At 71.1% G+C, this 15563-nt stretch carries 10 protein-coding genes; 5 read left to right on the forward strand and 5 right to left on the reverse strand.

Translation table 11 applies throughout. From position 1 onward, the window contains the following. Window positions 1-344: 344 nt before the first annotated feature. A complete protein-coding gene (locus tag ACFWV2_RS17200; RefSeq protein ID WP_384405853.1) occupies window positions 345-1643 on the reverse strand; it encodes a vanadium-dependent haloperoxidase in 1299 nt (432 codons plus the stop codon). Window positions 1644-2041: 398 nt separating this feature from the next. Between ACFWV2_RS17200 and ACFWV2_RS17205 the strand changes: the two genes are divergently transcribed. Beyond that, the gene (locus ACFWV2_RS17205) at window positions 2042-3169 is read left to right on the forward strand and encodes a PQQ-binding-like beta-propeller repeat protein (protein WP_384405854.1); all 1128 of its coding nucleotides are present in this window, start codon (window positions 2042-2044) and stop codon (window positions 3167-3169) included. A gap of 506 nt (window positions 3170-3675) precedes the next feature. Here ACFWV2_RS17205 and ACFWV2_RS17210 read toward each other — a convergent pair. Beyond that, window positions 3676-6045 carry an ABC transporter permease gene (locus ACFWV2_RS17210; protein ID WP_384405855.1) on the reverse strand — a complete coding sequence of 790 codons (2370 nt, stop codon included), beginning with the start codon at window positions 6043-6045 and terminating at the stop codon, window positions 3676-3678. After that, a complete protein-coding gene (locus ACFWV2_RS17215) occupies window positions 6045-6812 on the reverse strand; it encodes an ABC transporter ATP-binding protein (protein WP_384405856.1) in 768 nt (255 codons plus the stop codon). The genes ACFWV2_RS17210 and ACFWV2_RS17215 overlap by 1 nt, the downstream gene beginning before the upstream one ends. 109 nt (window positions 6813-6921) lie before the next feature. On the opposite strand from ACFWV2_RS17215, the gene ACFWV2_RS17220 reads away from it, so the two are divergent. Both ACFWV2_RS17220 and ACFWV2_RS17225 read left to right on the forward strand, forming a co-directional pair. Next, a complete protein-coding gene (locus ACFWV2_RS17220; protein WP_384405857.1) occupies window positions 6922-8142 on the forward strand; it encodes a sensor histidine kinase in 1221 nt (406 codons plus the stop codon). After that, on the forward strand, window positions 8127-8774 hold the full coding sequence (locus ACFWV2_RS17225) for a LuxR C-terminal-related transcriptional regulator (RefSeq protein WP_384405858.1): 648 nt from the start codon (window positions 8127-8129) through the stop codon (window positions 8772-8774). Before ACFWV2_RS17220 ends, ACFWV2_RS17225 begins: the two co-directional genes overlap by 16 nt. A gap of 150 nt (window positions 8775-8924) precedes the next feature. Here ACFWV2_RS17225 and ACFWV2_RS17230 read toward each other — a convergent pair whose 3' ends face one another. Continuing rightward, window positions 8925-9794, reverse strand: a complete 870-nt coding sequence (locus tag ACFWV2_RS17230) for a LysR family transcriptional regulator (RefSeq protein WP_384405859.1) — start codon at window positions 9792-9794, stop codon at window positions 8925-8927. 176 nt (window positions 9795-9970) lie between these two features. Between ACFWV2_RS17230 and ACFWV2_RS17235 the strand changes: the two genes are divergently transcribed. Further along, window positions 9971-10591, forward strand: coding sequence for a DUF1772 domain-containing protein (locus ACFWV2_RS17235; RefSeq protein WP_384405860.1), 621 nt, complete (start codon window positions 9971-9973; stop codon window positions 10589-10591). Window positions 10592-11406: 815 nt separating this feature from the next. Next, a complete protein-coding gene (locus tag ACFWV2_RS17240) occupies window positions 11407-14025 on the forward strand; it encodes an RICIN domain-containing protein (protein ID WP_384405861.1) in 2619 nt (872 codons plus the stop codon). A gap of 91 nt (window positions 14026-14116) precedes the next feature. On the opposite strand, the gene ACFWV2_RS17245 is transcribed toward ACFWV2_RS17240, so the two are convergent. After that, window positions 14117-15550, reverse strand: coding sequence for an endo-1,4-beta-xylanase (locus ACFWV2_RS17245; RefSeq protein WP_384405862.1), 1434 nt, complete (start codon window positions 15548-15550; stop codon window positions 14117-14119). Between the last annotated feature and the right edge of the window lie 13 nt (window positions 15551-15563).

Genomic DNA, 15563 nt, shown 5'->3' on the forward strand with positions numbered 1-15563 from the left:
CAGACACCGGGAAGTACCGGTCCCGACCGCGACGGGGGCGAGATGCGCCCTCGGTGAAAACGCCCCTGCGCCCTCTCGGTCACGCCTGCGGGCAGCACCGGCACCCTCTTACGCGCACGGTCTGTTCGACACCGTGCCGGATGACGAGCCGCCGACGAGGGTGGCCGGTGGGACTACTACCCGCTGCCCACGGGCCGGGACATGGCGGTCGAGCCAAGAACAGCAGGCGCACGCCGGGGCACTCCCGTGCGCCTTCACCAGGCCCGAACCGAGCAGGTGCCTCCGCAGAACCGGCCCACCGTGAGTGCCGGAGCCGGGTCGTCCCGCCCGTCGGAATCCACGCCTCAGCCGCTGTTACGGGGCAACTCGTGAGTGCTGAGGAAGTAGCGGTCCAGCATCCACTCGGCCACCCGTCTCCCTGTGGTACCGGCGACGACATCGGCCGTCCTTGTGTGAATCCCGGACCATACGCGCGCGTCGACGACGTCGCGGACATAGTCCGCGGAGTGTTCGTAGTGCCGGGTGGTGTCGGTGGTGGCCGAATGGATGTTCAGATCGACGCGGGGGGTGCCGAGAACTCCCTCCAGAGTCCGCATGAGGGCTCCCGCCGTAGCGGCATGCCCACTGAGGTAGTCGGGATGCGCGGGCGTGGCGAGGAGGGGTTCCCACGTCGGATCCGGCCGGGTTGCGGGATTGCTGTCATGGTCCGCCTCGCGGATGGCGGTGATCGGCCGCCATGTGGCGTAGTGCAGTTTGGCATCCCAGGCGACGATCATCGCGTCCATCATGACGGTGAGCGCGGCGGCGTACAGACGGGCCGTCTCGGCGATGCCGAAGGCGTGCCGTGCCGCGTGGTCGCCCAGCGCCCGCGAGATGTCCGCACGAGCCACGAACAGCGCCGTCTCCGTCTGCCGAGCACTCCGGCGCGAACCGCTCTTCGCACCGTACGCCTTCACTTCCGCCAGATCCCGCGCGTACCGGGCCGAGGTCAGCTCAGGGGGCGGTCCGGGGCGAAACTGGCTGGGGTGTTCCATGAGGAACGGGCGCAGCCGACCGATCCACGCCGTTGCGAAGTTCTCGCGGTCGGGCGGCGTCGGCCGCCACCTACCGGGTACCGACAGGGACGAGAACGGGACGGAAGCACCTCGCCCGTCGTCTGCGCGCAGTCCCGTGATGTGCTTCGCCGCCCGCTTGCCGAAGGCTGCTCCGGACTGTTCGGCGGGTCCGTCCGGGACTCTCGCCAGTGAAGCCGTCCATGCTTCTTTCAGCTTGGGGCCGGCCTTCGGGAACCCTGCCAGCAGTACCTCGTAGGCCGCTGTGGCGGCTGCCGCCTCGGCCGACGCACCGCGCGGAGCACGCGCGCGCCACCGGTACGGGGCATAGCGACCCTCGATGCCCACCACTGCGTTGTACATGGCCAGTGACACGTACGCGTGCCACACCCCCTCCTCCGGAGCACGCAGCAGCCCCTCCGGGTCCACGGTCGCGGACACCCGTTCAGCCCACTCGGTGATCACCGATGAGGCGGTCTCCGGCTGCGGGGCGGTGGTCTCCGCCCCGGCGTGCGGACTGCTCCATGTTCCCGTCAGCAGCAGCGCCGCGACCGTCGCCGCTGTACCTCTGCCGATCCTTCTAATGTGCATCGCGGGTTCCTTCTGTCCACACATCTCGTGATGTCTCGTCAGCACACATGACACCCCGTGCGAAGAAGCAACCGCCGAGTCGAGGCCGAACCAGCCGTCTGAGCGTTCGCGCCACCCGCTCGGCGGTCGGATGCGGACACGCCGCTCCCCCCACGGAGAACGGCGAGGTGCGTTCCCGAGGTGTATGGGAGCAACGGGCGGGGGTATGCGGGCGAGGCTGTCCGAGGTCGATCGGACGGATCGTCAACTTCGTCGAGGCTGTGGGGGGTCATGTGAACGGGAATGCGCTCCGGGGACCGTGGCGGGCGGGAGCGGTGGTGTCGACGGCGTGCGCCCTGCTGGTGCTCGGGATCGCTCCGCCGGCGTCGCCCGTGGCGTCGGGCGAAGGGCCCGCGGCGATGCCCGTACAGAGTGGCACCTTCGGGTACCGGGCCAACGCTCGGGGCGACAGCCGGGTCGTGGGCGCCACCGCGAAGCCGCCGTTCAAGAAGTTGTGGCAGCGCGACCTGGGGTCGGTCGTGTCGGCCCCCGTGGCGGTCGGCGGCCAGGTCTTCGCCGTCGTCAACGCCGACCAGGGCGACGAGGGCGGCCCGCGCATGGAACTCGTCGGGCTCGACGCCGCGACGGGCAGGTCCCTGTGGCCCCAGAGGTTCCTGACCAGTCGGCCCAACGCCACCGTCACCTACGGAGGGGGGCTGCTCTACACGCAGACCATGGACGGGCAGGTACGGGCGTGGGACCCCGCCACCGGGACCGTGAAGTGGACCGTGGAGCTCGGCAACGGGTTCTGCCAGTACCCGCCCGTCTGGTACGCCGACGTCCTCTACGCGCAGGACGGCCGGGGCAGGGCCTACGCGCTGCGCGCCGACACCGGCGCTCGTCTGTGGCAGGCGCCCCTCGTCGAGAACGGGTTCGCCCCCGTCCTCGTCGACGACGACGGCGTCTGGATCGGCTTCGACAACCTCGCCTACCAGCAGCTGGACCGGGCGACCGGAAAGGAACTGCGGCGCTACGACGTCCCCGACATGTCCGGGGCGGGCGGGAACCCCACCGCGTTGGGCGACGGCGCCCTGTGGCTGCGGAACAGCTTCGCCGACGACTCGAACGTCGTCGCCCACGACCGCCGGACCGGTGCCGTGGTGCGGAGGCTGCCCGCCGACGCCACGCCCGCGTTCGGCACGGGGCGGGTGTACGTCGCCAACCGGGGCGTGGTGAAGGCCCTCGACACCACCGCCGGATACGCCACGCGCTGGACGTACACGAGCCCGCGCCAGGCGGCGACGGTGCGCCTGGTCGCCGGGGGCCACGTGTACGTGGCCGACGGCTCCGGCGAGCTGGTGGTCCTGGAGGAACAGACCGGGAAGAAGGTCTGGTCGTACCGGCTGTCCGCGGAGCCGCATCCGATGGAGAACATCGTCGCGGAGAGCGACTGGCGGGGCTGGACCGTGCCGGGGCTCGGAACGGCGCAGGGGAGGCTGTTCGCGCCGGCGCGGGACGGCGTTCTGATCGCGTTCGGCAACGCCTGACCTGGCGGTCGCGACGGACACGGGGTGTCCGGCGGAGGCCGGGCACCCCGTCGGCGTGCGCGGGCTGCGACTGCTCCGGAGTGCGGACGTCGCATGCTCGGGAGCAGTTCCGGTAGAGGTCCGGGAGCGAACGACAGCCGATCAACGAGGTGTTCCAGGTGAGGCTGAAGGGCGAGACCCGTATGTCGGTGGGGACCGCACCGACTACAGGTCCGGTGTCGGTGGGGGACCGCACCGACGACAGCTCCGGCAAGGACTTCAGCGTCACCGTCCCGACGGTCCGGAGTCGCTGAGGGCACGTCGGCCCTCCGGGATCCGGGTGAGGTCCATGGTCCGGTCGGTTCGCCACGTGGCTCAGGGACGGCCGCACGGACCGCGGTACTTCATCTGCCGTACGCGGGGAGCCGGAACCGGCCACCGGCAGCGGGCCGGTGGCCGGTCGTCCCTTTCCGTTCCCCTCCTCTCCATTTCTCCGTGGGCAGGCGGGCAGGTCGTCGCCCGGATGGCTAGGCGGTCTTCCTCAGGGTCTTCCCGGTGACCATCACCCCCGCCAGGACCGCCGCGATCAGGGTGCCGACGATCGCCGTGAGGACGGCTCCGTTGTTCAGGTGCAGGCCGACGTCTGACGAGGTGGCCTGGGAGAGGCCGGAGGCCATGCCGGCCAGCGGGGGCAGTGTCACGAGGACACCGAGGCCCGCGCCGACCGCCACCAGCACCGCGGTCTCGCCTGCGGCCAGCCCGAGGAGCTGGCGGACGGTGCCGCCGGCGGACTTCATCACCGCGTAGTCGCGGCGACGGCCGTGGGCCGCCATGGCCATGCTGTTGGCCACGGCGATCACGCTGTAGCCGACGGCGATGGCGATGAGCATGGCGGCCAGACTGTCGGTGAGCTTGGCGTCGGTGTTGTAGTCGTCGAGGGCGTACCGCATGGCGTCGTGCACGACCGTGCCGGGGATCGCGGCGGAGGCCTCGTGTCCCGCCGGGACGAAGATGTCGTCGGTGAGCGCCGCCGGATCATGGGCTCGGACCAGGTCGCGGGCGACCACGAAGTCCCCGCGGGCCGGGTCGTCGGGCAGGATCTCGCTGACCGTCAGGTCGACGCTGGCGCCGTCGGCGAACCGGACCAGGACGCTCTGGCCCCGCTCCAGGCCCAGGTCGGCGGCGGTGCGTCGGCCGAGCACGGCCTCTCCCGGCTTGTTCCACCGGGCGTCACGGCTGCCGAGGACGTCCAGGACGGTCCGCTCCTCGCCGACGAAGGCGCGGGTCGGCAGCGAGGCCTTGCCGACGGGGTTGGCGGCGACGACCTCATCGGTGTTGCCGGGGGTGCCGTCCGAGGTGACGATCGTCTGGCCGGCGACCTTGAGGGCCTCGCCCGCCGGGTAGGCCACCCGCATCGTCTCCACCGCCCCGCTGAGCAGGACCGCGAAGCCGACGGCGGCGATCACGGGGGCCACCAGGGAGGCGGCGCGGCGGGAGTTGGCGGTGAGTTCGGAGCGGATCAGGACGGGAGCGGCCGAGCCGTGGTTCCGGAAAGGAGCGGTGAGGAGACGGCCGAGGGGGCCGACGAGGGCGGGGGCCAGCAGGGCCGCCGCGACGATGAGCGTCATGGTCGCGAAGAGCGCCATGCTGATACGGCTGTCGGCGCCGGTGGTCGCGGTGCCGATGGCCAGGACGGCCCCGAGGCCGAGGACCGACAGTCCGGTGATCCAACGACCGCGACCCATGCCGTCGTTGGCGGAGCGGCTGTCCAGGAGGGCCTCGATCGGAGCCACCTTCGCCGCCTTGCGGCCGGCGGCCCAGGAACCGATGAGGCTGACGCCCACGCCGACCGCGGAGGCGGTGAGCAGCGGCCAGGCGGCCACGGTGACCTCCATGCCCGGCGGGGTGACGTCCAGGCCCTTGAGGATGTCTCGCAGGATCGGGGTGGCGGCGATGCCGGTCAAACAGCCGACGAGCGAACCGAGCAGACCCACCACGGCGGCCTCACCGAGGATCATGCGGCGGATCTGGCTCGGTGCGGCGCCGATGGTGCGCAGCAGGCCGATCTCACGGCGGCGCATGCCGGTCGACAGGATCAGCATGGAGGCGACGACGAAGACCGTGGTGAACAGGCCGAGTGCGGCCATGGCACTGATGAGCTGGACGCCGAGGTTGCGCTTGTGCTCGACGTACCGGGGCTGGAGTTCGGAGCGCGCCTCGCCGGCGAGCACGTCACCCCTGTCACCGAGGGCCCGCTGCGCGGCGGACGCGACCGAGGAGGCGGACGCTCCCTCGTCCGCTATCAGTGCGAGGGCGACGACACCGGGCTGCTGCTCGGCGGCGAACGCCTCGCTGAAGTAGTAGCCGGGGCCGTCGACGGTGCCGACGACGGTGAACTGCCGACGCCCCTCGGTGAGGTTGACGGTGAGCTCGCCGCCCGCTGCCACGCCCAGGGCGCGGTCGACCACGACCTCGCCGTGACCGCTCGGGGCCCGGCCGGAGACGAGCCGGTAGGGCGCCATCCGCGCGCTGCCCCAGCCGTGTCCCGCTTCCGCGGCGCCCTCGTCGGTGACGGGCTTGTCGCCCTTGAGGGCCTGGGCGTAGAAGGAACGGTCCACCACGACGGAGGCCACTCCTGGGACCGCGTCGAGCTCGGCCCGGATCGGAGCGGCCTCGGCCCGGCTCCACGGCACCCGGTCCTCGGGGCTGCCCTCCCGGTCGAGAGCCCGTTCGGGCAGGGCCAGGGCGGCGGTGCCCGTGTAGCGGCTCTGGACGGTGGGCCGGGAGGAGTCGTAGATGACGAGGGTCGTGGTGATGAGGGCCACGCCGACCAGGACGGCGAGGAAGGCTCCGAGGAAGCTGGACCAGCGTTCACGTACGTTCGCGAGGACGAGCATCACGCCTCCAGTCGGGTCATGTGGGCGGCGATCGCCGCGGCGTTGTTCGTCCGGGGGGCCCGGTCCAGCACGATCCGGTCGGCGATCCGGCCGTCCTTGATGAAGACGACGACGTCGGCCACGGCCGCGGCCACGGGGTCGTGGGTGACCATCAGGGTCGTCTGGCCCTCCTGGTCCACGAGCATCCGCATCATGCGCAGCACCTCGTGCGAGGTGACGGTGTCCAGGGCGCCGGTGGGCTCGTCGGCGAAGAGGACGTCGGGGCGGGTGACCAGGGCGCGGGCCAGGGCCACGCGCTGCTGCTGGCCGCCGGAGAGCTGACTGGGCCGGTGGTTCGCCCGCTCGGCCAGACCGACCGAGGCGAGAGCGCCCGCGACCTGCTCGGACTCGACCTTGCGGCCCGCGAAGCGGGAGGGCAGTTCCACGTTCTGTGCCGCCGTCAGGGACTCGACGAGGTTGAACGCCTGGAAGACGAAGCCGACGTGCTTACGGCGGAGTTCGGTGCGCTGCTTCTCGCTCTGCCGGCCGATGTCGACGCCCGCGAGGACGATGTGTCCCTCGGTCGGCTGCTCCAGTCCCGCCGCGCACTGCAGCAGCGTCGACTTCCCGGAGCCGGAGGGTCCCATGATGGCGGTGAAGGTGCCGCGGGGGAAGCCGATGGAGATGCTGTCGAGTGCGGTCACCGCGTGATCTCCGGTGCCGTGGATCTTGCGTACGCCGTGGAGTTCGACCGCGTCCTGCCCGGAGTTCTGCGTCGTTGTCGTCATGCGTCGATCTCACCGCAGGAGGGGGGAGCGTGGCACTGATCCCCTCTCTACTTCCGAGGTAGTGCCAGCTCTACCCCGGCGGCCCGGACTGCCCGGCTACGGTGGGCGGATGCGTCCCACTACGGCCTGGCAGGCCATGGCCCAGCGCCCCATGAGCTTTCTGACGTCGAGCTGGCCCTGGCGGTCGCTGGCCTATCTGAGCAGCGGTGTCCTGGTCGGTGCGGTGGCGCTGATGGTCTTCGCCGCCGGTCTCGCGGCGGGAGTCGTCCTGCTGGTGGTGCTGATCGGCATAGCCCCCCTGGTGGGTCTGGTGCTGGCTTCCACGGTGGTCGCCACGGTGGAGCGTCACCGGCTGCGGCTGGTGGACCTCGACCGGCTGCCGGACCCGCACAGGCGCCCGTACGCACCGGGCACGAAGGCCTGGGTGACGACCCGGCTGAAGGAGCAGGTCACCTGGCGGGAGTTGCTGTTCACGCTGATCTCGACGGCCGCGCTGTGGTGGCTCGACCTGATGGTGCTGGGCTTCTGCTTCGGGGTGCCGGCCGTCTTCCTCAGCTCGCTGGACGGCGAGACCTGGCCGTGGGCGGTCTTCAGCGCGATCGTGCTGCTCGCCTCGCCCTACACGGTGACCTCCTGGGCGGGCGCCAGGGCCGCCATGGCCCGTACCTTCCTCGCCCCGCGCGACCGGGAGCTCGCGGAGGAGCTGCGCGAGGTGCGCGCCTCGCAGGCACGCCTGCTGGACACCTTCGACGCCGAACGGGTACGGATCGAACGCGATCTGCACGACGGGGCGCAGCAGCGGCTGGTGTCCCTGGGGATGACCCTCGGGATGCTGCGCCTGGACACCCCTCCGGACTCCCCGCAGGCCGAACTGCTCACCCGGGCGGAGGCCCAGCTGTCCGCCGCCCACCAGGAGTTGAGGGCGCTGATCCGCGGGCTCAACCCGCCGGTCCTGGCCGATCACGGACTTGTCGCGGCGATCGAGGACTACGCCGCCCGGTTCCCGATCCCGGTCACGGTGGATCTGCGGCTGCCTGAGAAGCTGCCCAGGAAGGTGGAGACGACCATGTACTACCTCATCAACGAGGCCATGACGAACATCGCCCGACACAGTGGGGCCGCGAGCGCGGAGGTGCGCGGTCGCTACCATGCCGATCTGTTGATCTTCGACATCACGGACGACGGCCACGGCGGTGTGGACACGGAAGCGGGCAGCGGTGTGACCGGACTCGCCGACCGGGTCAAGGCGCTCGACGGGCGTCTGCGGGTGTCGAGTCCGGTCGGTGGTCCCACCCTGTTGCATGTGGAGGTTCCGTGTCGCTTCGCCTGATCGTGGCAGAGGACGCTGTGTTGTTGCGCGAGGGCCTGGTCGGGCTGTTGCAGCGGGTCGGCCACGAGGTGGTGGCGGCGGTCGGCGACGCCGACGCCCTGGTCGCGGCCGTGCGCGCCGAACGGCCCGACCTGATCGTCACCGACGTACGGATGCCGCCGACGCTCACTGACGACGGGCTCAAGGCCGCCGTGCAACTCCGCGAGGAGTTCCCCGGGTTGCCGGTGCTCGTGCTCAGTCAGTACGTGGAACGCTCCTACGCGCTGGGCCTGCTGGACTCCGGCGGCGGAGCCGGAGTCGGCTATCTGCTCAAGGAGCGGGTGGCGGCGGTGGCCGACTTCACGGCCGCCATCGACCGGATCGCCGTCGGCGGGACGGTGGTGGACCCGGAGGTGATCCAGCAGCTCGTACGGATGCGGAAGGACCCCCTGGAAAGGCTGAGCCCCCGCGAGCGCGAGGTGCTCGGCCTGGTCGCCCAGGGCCGCACCAACGCGACCATCGCCGCCGAGCTGTTCGTCAGTGAGGCGGCCGTGAACAAGCACATCGGCAACATCTTCTCCAAGCTCGACCTGCCGGTGGCCACCGAAGGGCATCGACGGGTCCTCGCGGTGCTCGCCTTCCTGCGGTCCTGACCGGGGCCCGGTCACCGCGAGGTACCTCGTCCCCCACCCGACATGGGAGGGGCCGCGCGGACGCGGGCCGGTCGGCTTCGCCACCGTGCCAGAAGCGGGTCTCCGTTCCCGCCCCGTACGTCCAGGTGCTTCGCGTCCGCCGCTCCCGTGTCACAGGGGCAGGGGTCCGAGGGCCTCGGCCGCTTCGGCGAGGTCGCGGATCGGACCGGTGTCGCCGCCGGTACGCCAGCAGAGCGTCCAGCGGCTGAGCGGGGCGTCGTGGATGGGGACGTAGGCGATGTCGGGCCGGGCGTAGTAGCGCAGCGCGTGCGCGTGCACGGGGCAGACGGCTTCCCCGCTGGCGACGACGGCAAGCAGCTGTGTGCCGTCGATCACGGCCGGCCCCCTGGCGATCGGCCGTCCGCCGGGGGTGCGGGTGGGGATCAGCGCCTCGCGCCAGTAGTCGGGGGTGGCACCGGTCGGGACGGCCTCGTCGGCGAGGTCCTCGTAGGAGACCGACTCACGGGCGGCCAGCCGGTGGGCGGAGGACACGCACAGGACGACGGGCTCGGTGTAGACCACCGGACCCACCGTGAGGCCCGGTTCCCGGATGGGGAGCCAGGCGAGGAGGACGTCGACGGTTCCGCGGCGCAGGGCGGAGAACGGATCGTCGTAGCCCACGGCGCGAATCTGCACGCGGCAACAGGGGCGGCGGGACGCGAACGCGGCGAGGACGGGCCGGAGGTCCTCGCTGTTGCTGGACATCATGCCCAGTCGCAGCACCTCCGTCCCCCCGCGGGCCGTCGACGCGGCCCGCTCCAGGCTCTGCCGCAGTCCGCGGTGCACCGGAAGGAGGTCGTCGTAGAGCTGCCGGCCGAGCGGAGTGAGACGGACGTGATGGCTGGAGCGGTCGAAGAGCGCGCCGCCTATGCGGCGCTCCTGCTTCCTGATCGCCTGGCTGACCCGGGCCGGGGAGACGCGCAACCGCTCGGCGGTCCGGCCGAAATGCAGTTCCTGGGCGAGCGTCAGGAAGATCTCCATGTCCCTGATCTCCACGGGCCCCCCGGTTCGCCGCCGTCCCTTGGTCGCGTTAACCGCCAGGTTAACGCAGGCTGCGGGAAAGGCCGTTGCCGACGATTACCCCGTGATCGATAGTCGAGCTGCGACGACGTCATCGATGCGTGGTCGAGGGGATCCGGGATCCGGGAGGACGCCGTATGAAGAACCTGCAGACCGTTGTGCTGCTCGCCGCCACTCTCTCCACGGGGCTCATGGCCGGACTGTTCGCCGCCTTCTCCTACGCGGTCATGCCCGGTCTGGCCCGATCGTCCGACCACACCCTCGTCGAGGCGATGCAGGGCATCAACAAGGCGATCGTCAACCCGGCCTTCATGCTCCCGTTCATGGGCTCGATCCCCCTCCTCGGCCTGGCGGTCTTCCTGGCCTGGCGCGACGAGGGCCGTCCCGCTCTGCCGTGGCTGATCGTCGCACTGGTCCTGTACCTGGTGGCCTTCGTGGTCACCACCGCCGTCAACGTCCCCCTGAACGACCGACTCGCGAGCGTGGGGGACCTCGCCCACATCAGTCATCTGGCGCAGGTCCGCACGGACTTCGAGAACCGGTGGGTCGTCTGGAACCACGTGCGCGCCCTCCTCCACACGGCCGCGTTCGCCGGCCTGCTCTGGGCGCTGGTCGTGCACGGCGCGCACCGGTCCCACGGGGGCGACGACATCGGCGCGCCCCCGCGAACCCTCGCCCCGGCGTCCCCCGCCGGACATCCGCAGCCCGCCGACGACGTGAGGGGAGCGCAGCCCCACCACGCCCCCACCGACCGCTGACCGGCATCCGGCACAGCACCCTTAGTCCGCGCCGATTCCGGTTGACGCGTTCGCCGGCAGGAGGGCGGGGAGACCGACGAGAGGGCGAGGCCCCTCGCCTCATCCGTCGTCTCCGGATGACGGTCAGCGCGGCGGTCGCGCTCCCCGCACCCGGCCGCCCGCCCGGCATCGCGGGCGCGGACGAGGGCCGAGCGCGGGCACCGCCACGGGGCTGGTCGGCATCGGTCTTCTCGTCTGCCTGGTCATGGTGAGGCAACCGGACCGTGAGGAGCACTCCAGGCCGGCCCCGGCCACGGCCGTCGCCGGCTCCGCGGGAGGTGTCGGGCTGACATCGCCGGTCGGGAAGCCCACCATGGCCGGACCGTCGAACCCCTCCGTGACTCCGTCGAGCCCCTCCGTCACTCCGGCGGCCGAGGCGACGGCCCCCACGCCACCGTCGAGGGCCGCCACGCCCCCGACGGCTTCCCCGGCCACCGCAACCCGCTCGCGCGGCTGGAAGTTCGCGTCGACAGCGGATGTGGCGGTGCCCTCAGGATCACCGACATCCACGGAGAGCGACTGACCATCGACGGGATCGCTCTGCGACCGGAGGCCGTGCAGCCGACACAGGTCCAGTTCGCCCAGCACTGATCCGTCCACCGCCCCGCACACCGCTCTGCACCGACCGACGTCCCGCGCCACGAGGGGACATGAAGGATTTCCGGCACAGGGCAACCTTTCGCGGAACCTGTGGCGACAAGAGGCCTGGGTCCGGCCGTTCCGGAGCCCGGAACCACCTCTCATCCGTTGCACGGCACGCAAGGAGAACACCTTCCATGACACCTTCCACGAACGGCGGGCGCCGCGGACGTCACCGCCGTCGCTGGACCGCCACCGGTCTCCTGCTCGGCGCACCCGCCCTCGTCGTGCCCTACCTCCTCTTCGTGCAGCAGGACTCGCAGGCCGCGCCGATCGACGCTCATGCCTACTACCGGCTGGTCTCCGTGCACAGCGGCAAGGTGCTGGACGTCGACAGCTTCTCCACCGCCGACGGCACTCACATCCAGCAGTGGACCGACCAGAACACCGCCAACCAGCAGTGGAGGCTGAGGAGTACCGGGAACGGCTACTACGAGCTGGTGAACCGCAACAGCGGCAAGGTGCTCGGCGTAAGGGGTGACTCCACCGGCGAGAAGGCTCCCGCCGAGCAGCAGACCGACAGCTCCTCGACCTCCCAGGAGTGGCGCGTCGACCAGGTGAGCGGTTCCGACGCCGTCACCTTGACGTCGCGCGGGAGCGGCCGGGTCCTGGACGTCTCCGGAAGCTCCACGGCCGACGGCGCGGCAGTCATCCAGTACCACGGCAAAGGCAGTGCCAACCAGCAGTGGAAGCTGGTGCGGTCGGCGGAGACCCCGACGGCCGCGGCAGGATCGTACCGGTGGAACAACGTCCAGGTCGTGGGCGGCGGTTACGTCACCGGTCTGGTATTCAACCCGCGTCAGAGGGGTCTGCTGTACGCGCGCACCGACATGGGCGGCGCCTACCGCTGGGACGCCGCGGCCGAACAGTGGACCCCGCTGACCGACTGGGTCGGTGAGAAGGACTGGAACCTGCTGGGCATCGACTCGCTGGCCACCGATCCCGTCGACCCCGACCGGCTCTACCTCGCGGCGGGCACCTACACCAACGACTGGGCGGGCAACGCCGAACTCCTTCGCTCCACGGACCGGGGCCGCACCTTCCAGCGCACCGCGCTGCCCTTCAAACTGGGCGCCAACGAGCACGGCCGCGGGGCGGGTGAGCGGCTGGCGATCGACCCCGCGGACAACGGCACCCTCCTGCTCGGCACCCGGAAGAATGGCCTGTGGCGCAGCAGCGACCACGGCGTGACATGGCGTCAGGTGTCCGCGTTCCCCGTCAAGGGCGGAGCGAGCAGCGGCGCGGGCATCGCCTTCGTGACGTACGGCCCGGCCGGCAGCAGGACGGTCTACGTCGGCGTCGCCGACACGTCGACCTCCCTGTACCGCTCCACCGACGGTGGCACCACCTGGCAGGCCGTCCCCGGGCAGCCCACCGGCCACCTGCCGCAGCACGGCGTCATCTCCGGTGACGGCTCGCTGTACCTGACGTACGCCGACTCCATCGGCGACGCGACCGCCGGGTCGGTGTGGAAGTACACGCCGGTCGGCGGGGCGTGGAAGAACGTCTCCCCGTCTCGGGGCAACTACGGGTTCTCCGGACTGGCAGTCGACCCGCAGAAGCCCTCCACGGTGACGGTCGCGACCCTCCACCGCTGGTGGCCCCAGGACGAGCTGTACCGTAGCACCGACGGCGGCACGACCTGGAAGGCACAGGCCGCGACATCGAAGCGGGACCCCTCCGGCGCTCCATACGTCGGTACCGGCATCGGACACTGGATGACGGCCCTGGCCATCGACCCCTTCGACTCCGGGCACATGCTCTACGGCACCGGTGGCGGCATCTGGCGCAGCAAGGACGCCGACGCCACCGACGGCGGCGGCACCAGCCACTGGATCGTGGGAGCCCGAGGCCTGGAGGAGACCTCCCTGATGGACGCGATCGCCCCGCCCGGCGGCGCCACCGTCATCAGCGCCATGGGCGACCTGGGCGGGTTCCGCCACGACTCCCTGACCAAGGTGCCCGCAGGGCGGTTGGACGATCCGATGATGATCACCAGCACCGACATCGACTTCGCCCAGTCCCACCCCTCGCTGATGGTCCGCGTCGGCCGTGGTGGCGCGCAGGACGGCGCCTACTCCACCGACGGCGGCAGCAGCTGGAACGGCTTCACGGCAGAGCCGGTCGGCAACGCCGACAGCGGCCGGGTCGCGCTCGCGGCGGACGGCTCCGCCATCGTCTGGACCCAGGCAGGCCAGGTCCCGTACCGCTCGACCGACAAGGGGGCGAGCTGGTCGAGGGTCGGAGGCCTGGGCGCCGGCGCCGTGGTCGTCGCGGACCGCTCCTCGGCCAAGACGTTCTACGCGCTGACCGGCGGCACGCTGCACGTCAGCACCGACGGCGGCGCGACGTTCACCGCCCGCGCCGGCGATCTGCCCTCCGGCCGGCTCACGGCCCTGCCCGGCGTCGCCGGAGACCTGTGGGTAGCGGGCGGCACCGGGGGGCTGCTGCACTCCACCGACGGCGGCCGCACCTTCACCACGCTCACCACGGTGAAGTCAGCCTCCGCCCTCGGCTTCGGCAAGGCGGCGCCGGGAACCGGCTACCAGGCCCTGTACCTGATCGGTACCGTCAAGGACGTCACCGGAGTCTTCCGCTCCACCGACAAGGGCGCCACCTGGCTCCGTGTCAACGACGACGCCCACCAGTGGGGCAGCATCGGCGGTGTCGGCGTCATCACCGGCGATCCCGACACCTTCGGGCGCGTCTACGTCGGCACCAACGGGCGCGGACTCCAGTACGGCGACCCGTCCTGACCCCGGCGCCCCGCGCGGGGCCGCAGGCACATCCGCCTTCGGCCCCGCCGTGGCTGACGGAACGCGCTCCGTCAGCACCGCTCCTGGGAGGTCAGGTGCGGGTCCAGCGCTGGTTGCCGCCGTTCCAGCACGAGTAGAGCTGGATCGGGGTGCCGTTGGCGGTGCCGTTGGCGGCGGCGTCGAGGCAGAGGCCGGACTGGACGCCGACGATGGATCCGTCGGAGCCGAGGCGCCATTTCTGGTTGCCGCCACCCCAGCAGCTGTAGATCTGGACCTTGGAGCCGTTGCCGGTGCCGGCGGCGTCCAGGCACTTGTCGCCGTAGACCCTGAGCTCACCTCCGGCGGTGAGGGTCCACTGTTGGTTGGCGCGGTTGTTGCAGTCCCACAGGGTGACCTGAGTGCCGTCGGCGGTACTGGAGCCGGGCACGTCCAGGCAGCGGCCCGAAGCGACCCCCTTGATCGGTCCGGAACCGGGCGGGGTGGGCGTGGGGGAGACGGCGTTGAGTGCGTTGAGGACGGAGGCGTAGGCGGACTTCTTGCTGCCGTCGCCGTTGAACAACAGCGGAGAGTGCTCCGCTCGCCAGGAGTCGGTGTCGCGCACACCCCAGACGGTGATGCCGACACAGCGAGGGACGGCCAGGCAGTCGTCGGTCACCTGGGCGTAGGTCGTGGCCGACGCGCCCTGGATGTCGAGTTCGGTGATGGCCACGTCGACACCGAGGGCGGCGAAACTCTGCAGGGTGGTGCGGAAGTTGCTGTGGTACGGGCTGTCGCTGTTGAAGTGCGACTGGAAACCGACGCAGTCGATCGGCACTCCGCGCTGCTTGAAGTCACGGACCATGGCGTACATGGCCTGGGTCTTGGCCCAGGTCCAGTTCTCGACGTTGTAGTCGTTGTAGCAGAGCTTGGCCGCCGGGTCGGCCGCGCGCGCGGTGCGGAAGGCGACCTCGATCCAGTCGTTGCCCGTGCGCTGCAGGTTGGAGTCGCGCCGGGCTCCCGATGTGCCGTCGACGAAAGCCTCGTTCACCACGTCCCACTGGACGATCTTGCCCCTGTAGTGGGCCATCACGCCGTTGATGTGGTTGGTCATCGCCTGGCGCAGCGCGCTGCCGCTGAGACTCTGCATCCAGCCGGGCTGTTGGGAGTGCCAGGCCAGGGTGTGGCCGCGCACCTGCTTGCCGTTCTGCACCGCCCAGTTGTAGACGCGGTCACCGGAGGTGAAATTGAACTGGCCCTGCTGCGGTTCGGTGGCGTCGATCTTCATCTCGTTCTCAGCTGTCACCGAGTTGAACTCGCGGGCCGCGATCGTCGTGTACGCCGAGTCGTTGAGCCGGCCCGAGGAGATGGCGGTGCCGAAGTAGCGTCCGCTCTGCGCCGCCGCGCTGCCGAGCGTGGTCTCGGCGGCGTGCGAGGTCGGCGGTGCCACCAGCACGGCGGCCGATCCGAGGACGCCGACGATCAGCGCCGTACACAGGCCGCGGATCTTCCGGCGGACGGTGGATGGGGGACTGGCGGTCAAGCGCATGACTGAACCTCCG

This window comes from Streptomyces sp. NPDC058671 (assembly GCF_042716475.1).
Classification (GTDB): Bacteria; Actinomycetota; Actinomycetes; order Streptomycetales; family Streptomycetaceae; genus Streptomyces.

What these genes read in the sequence shown, in the direction of transcription:
- ACFWV2_RS17200 (WP_384405853.1), bottom strand. Translation starts at nt 1,643, where the DNA reads ATGCACATTAGAAGGATCGGCAGAGGTACAGCGGCGACGGTCGCGGCG.
- ACFWV2_RS17205 (WP_384405854.1), top strand. Translation starts at nt 2,042, where the DNA reads ATGCCCGTACAGAGTGGCACCTTCGGGTACCGGGCCAACGCTCGGGGC.
- ACFWV2_RS17210 (WP_384405855.1), bottom strand. Translation starts at nt 6,045, where the DNA reads ATGCTCGTCCTCGCGAACGTACGTGAACGCTGGTCCAGCTTCCTCGGA.
- ACFWV2_RS17215 (WP_384405856.1), bottom strand. Translation starts at nt 6,812, where the DNA reads ATGACGACAACGACGCAGAACTCCGGGCAGGACGCGGTCGAACTCCAC.
- ACFWV2_RS17220 (WP_384405857.1), top strand. Translation starts at nt 6,922, where the DNA reads ATGCGTCCCACTACGGCCTGGCAGGCCATGGCCCAGCGCCCCATGAGC.
- ACFWV2_RS17230 (WP_384405859.1), bottom strand. Translation starts at nt 9,794, where the DNA reads ATGGAGATCTTCCTGACGCTCGCCCAGGAACTGCATTTCGGCCGGACC.
- ACFWV2_RS17235 (WP_384405860.1), top strand. Translation starts at nt 9,971, where the DNA reads ATGAAGAACCTGCAGACCGTTGTGCTGCTCGCCGCCACTCTCTCCACG.
- ACFWV2_RS17240 (WP_384405861.1), top strand. Translation starts at nt 11,407, where the DNA reads ATGACACCTTCCACGAACGGCGGGCGCCGCGGACGTCACCGCCGTCGC.
- ACFWV2_RS17245 (WP_384405862.1), bottom strand. Translation starts at nt 15,550, where the DNA reads ATGCGCTTGACCGCCAGTCCCCCATCCACCGTCCGCCGGAAGATCCGC.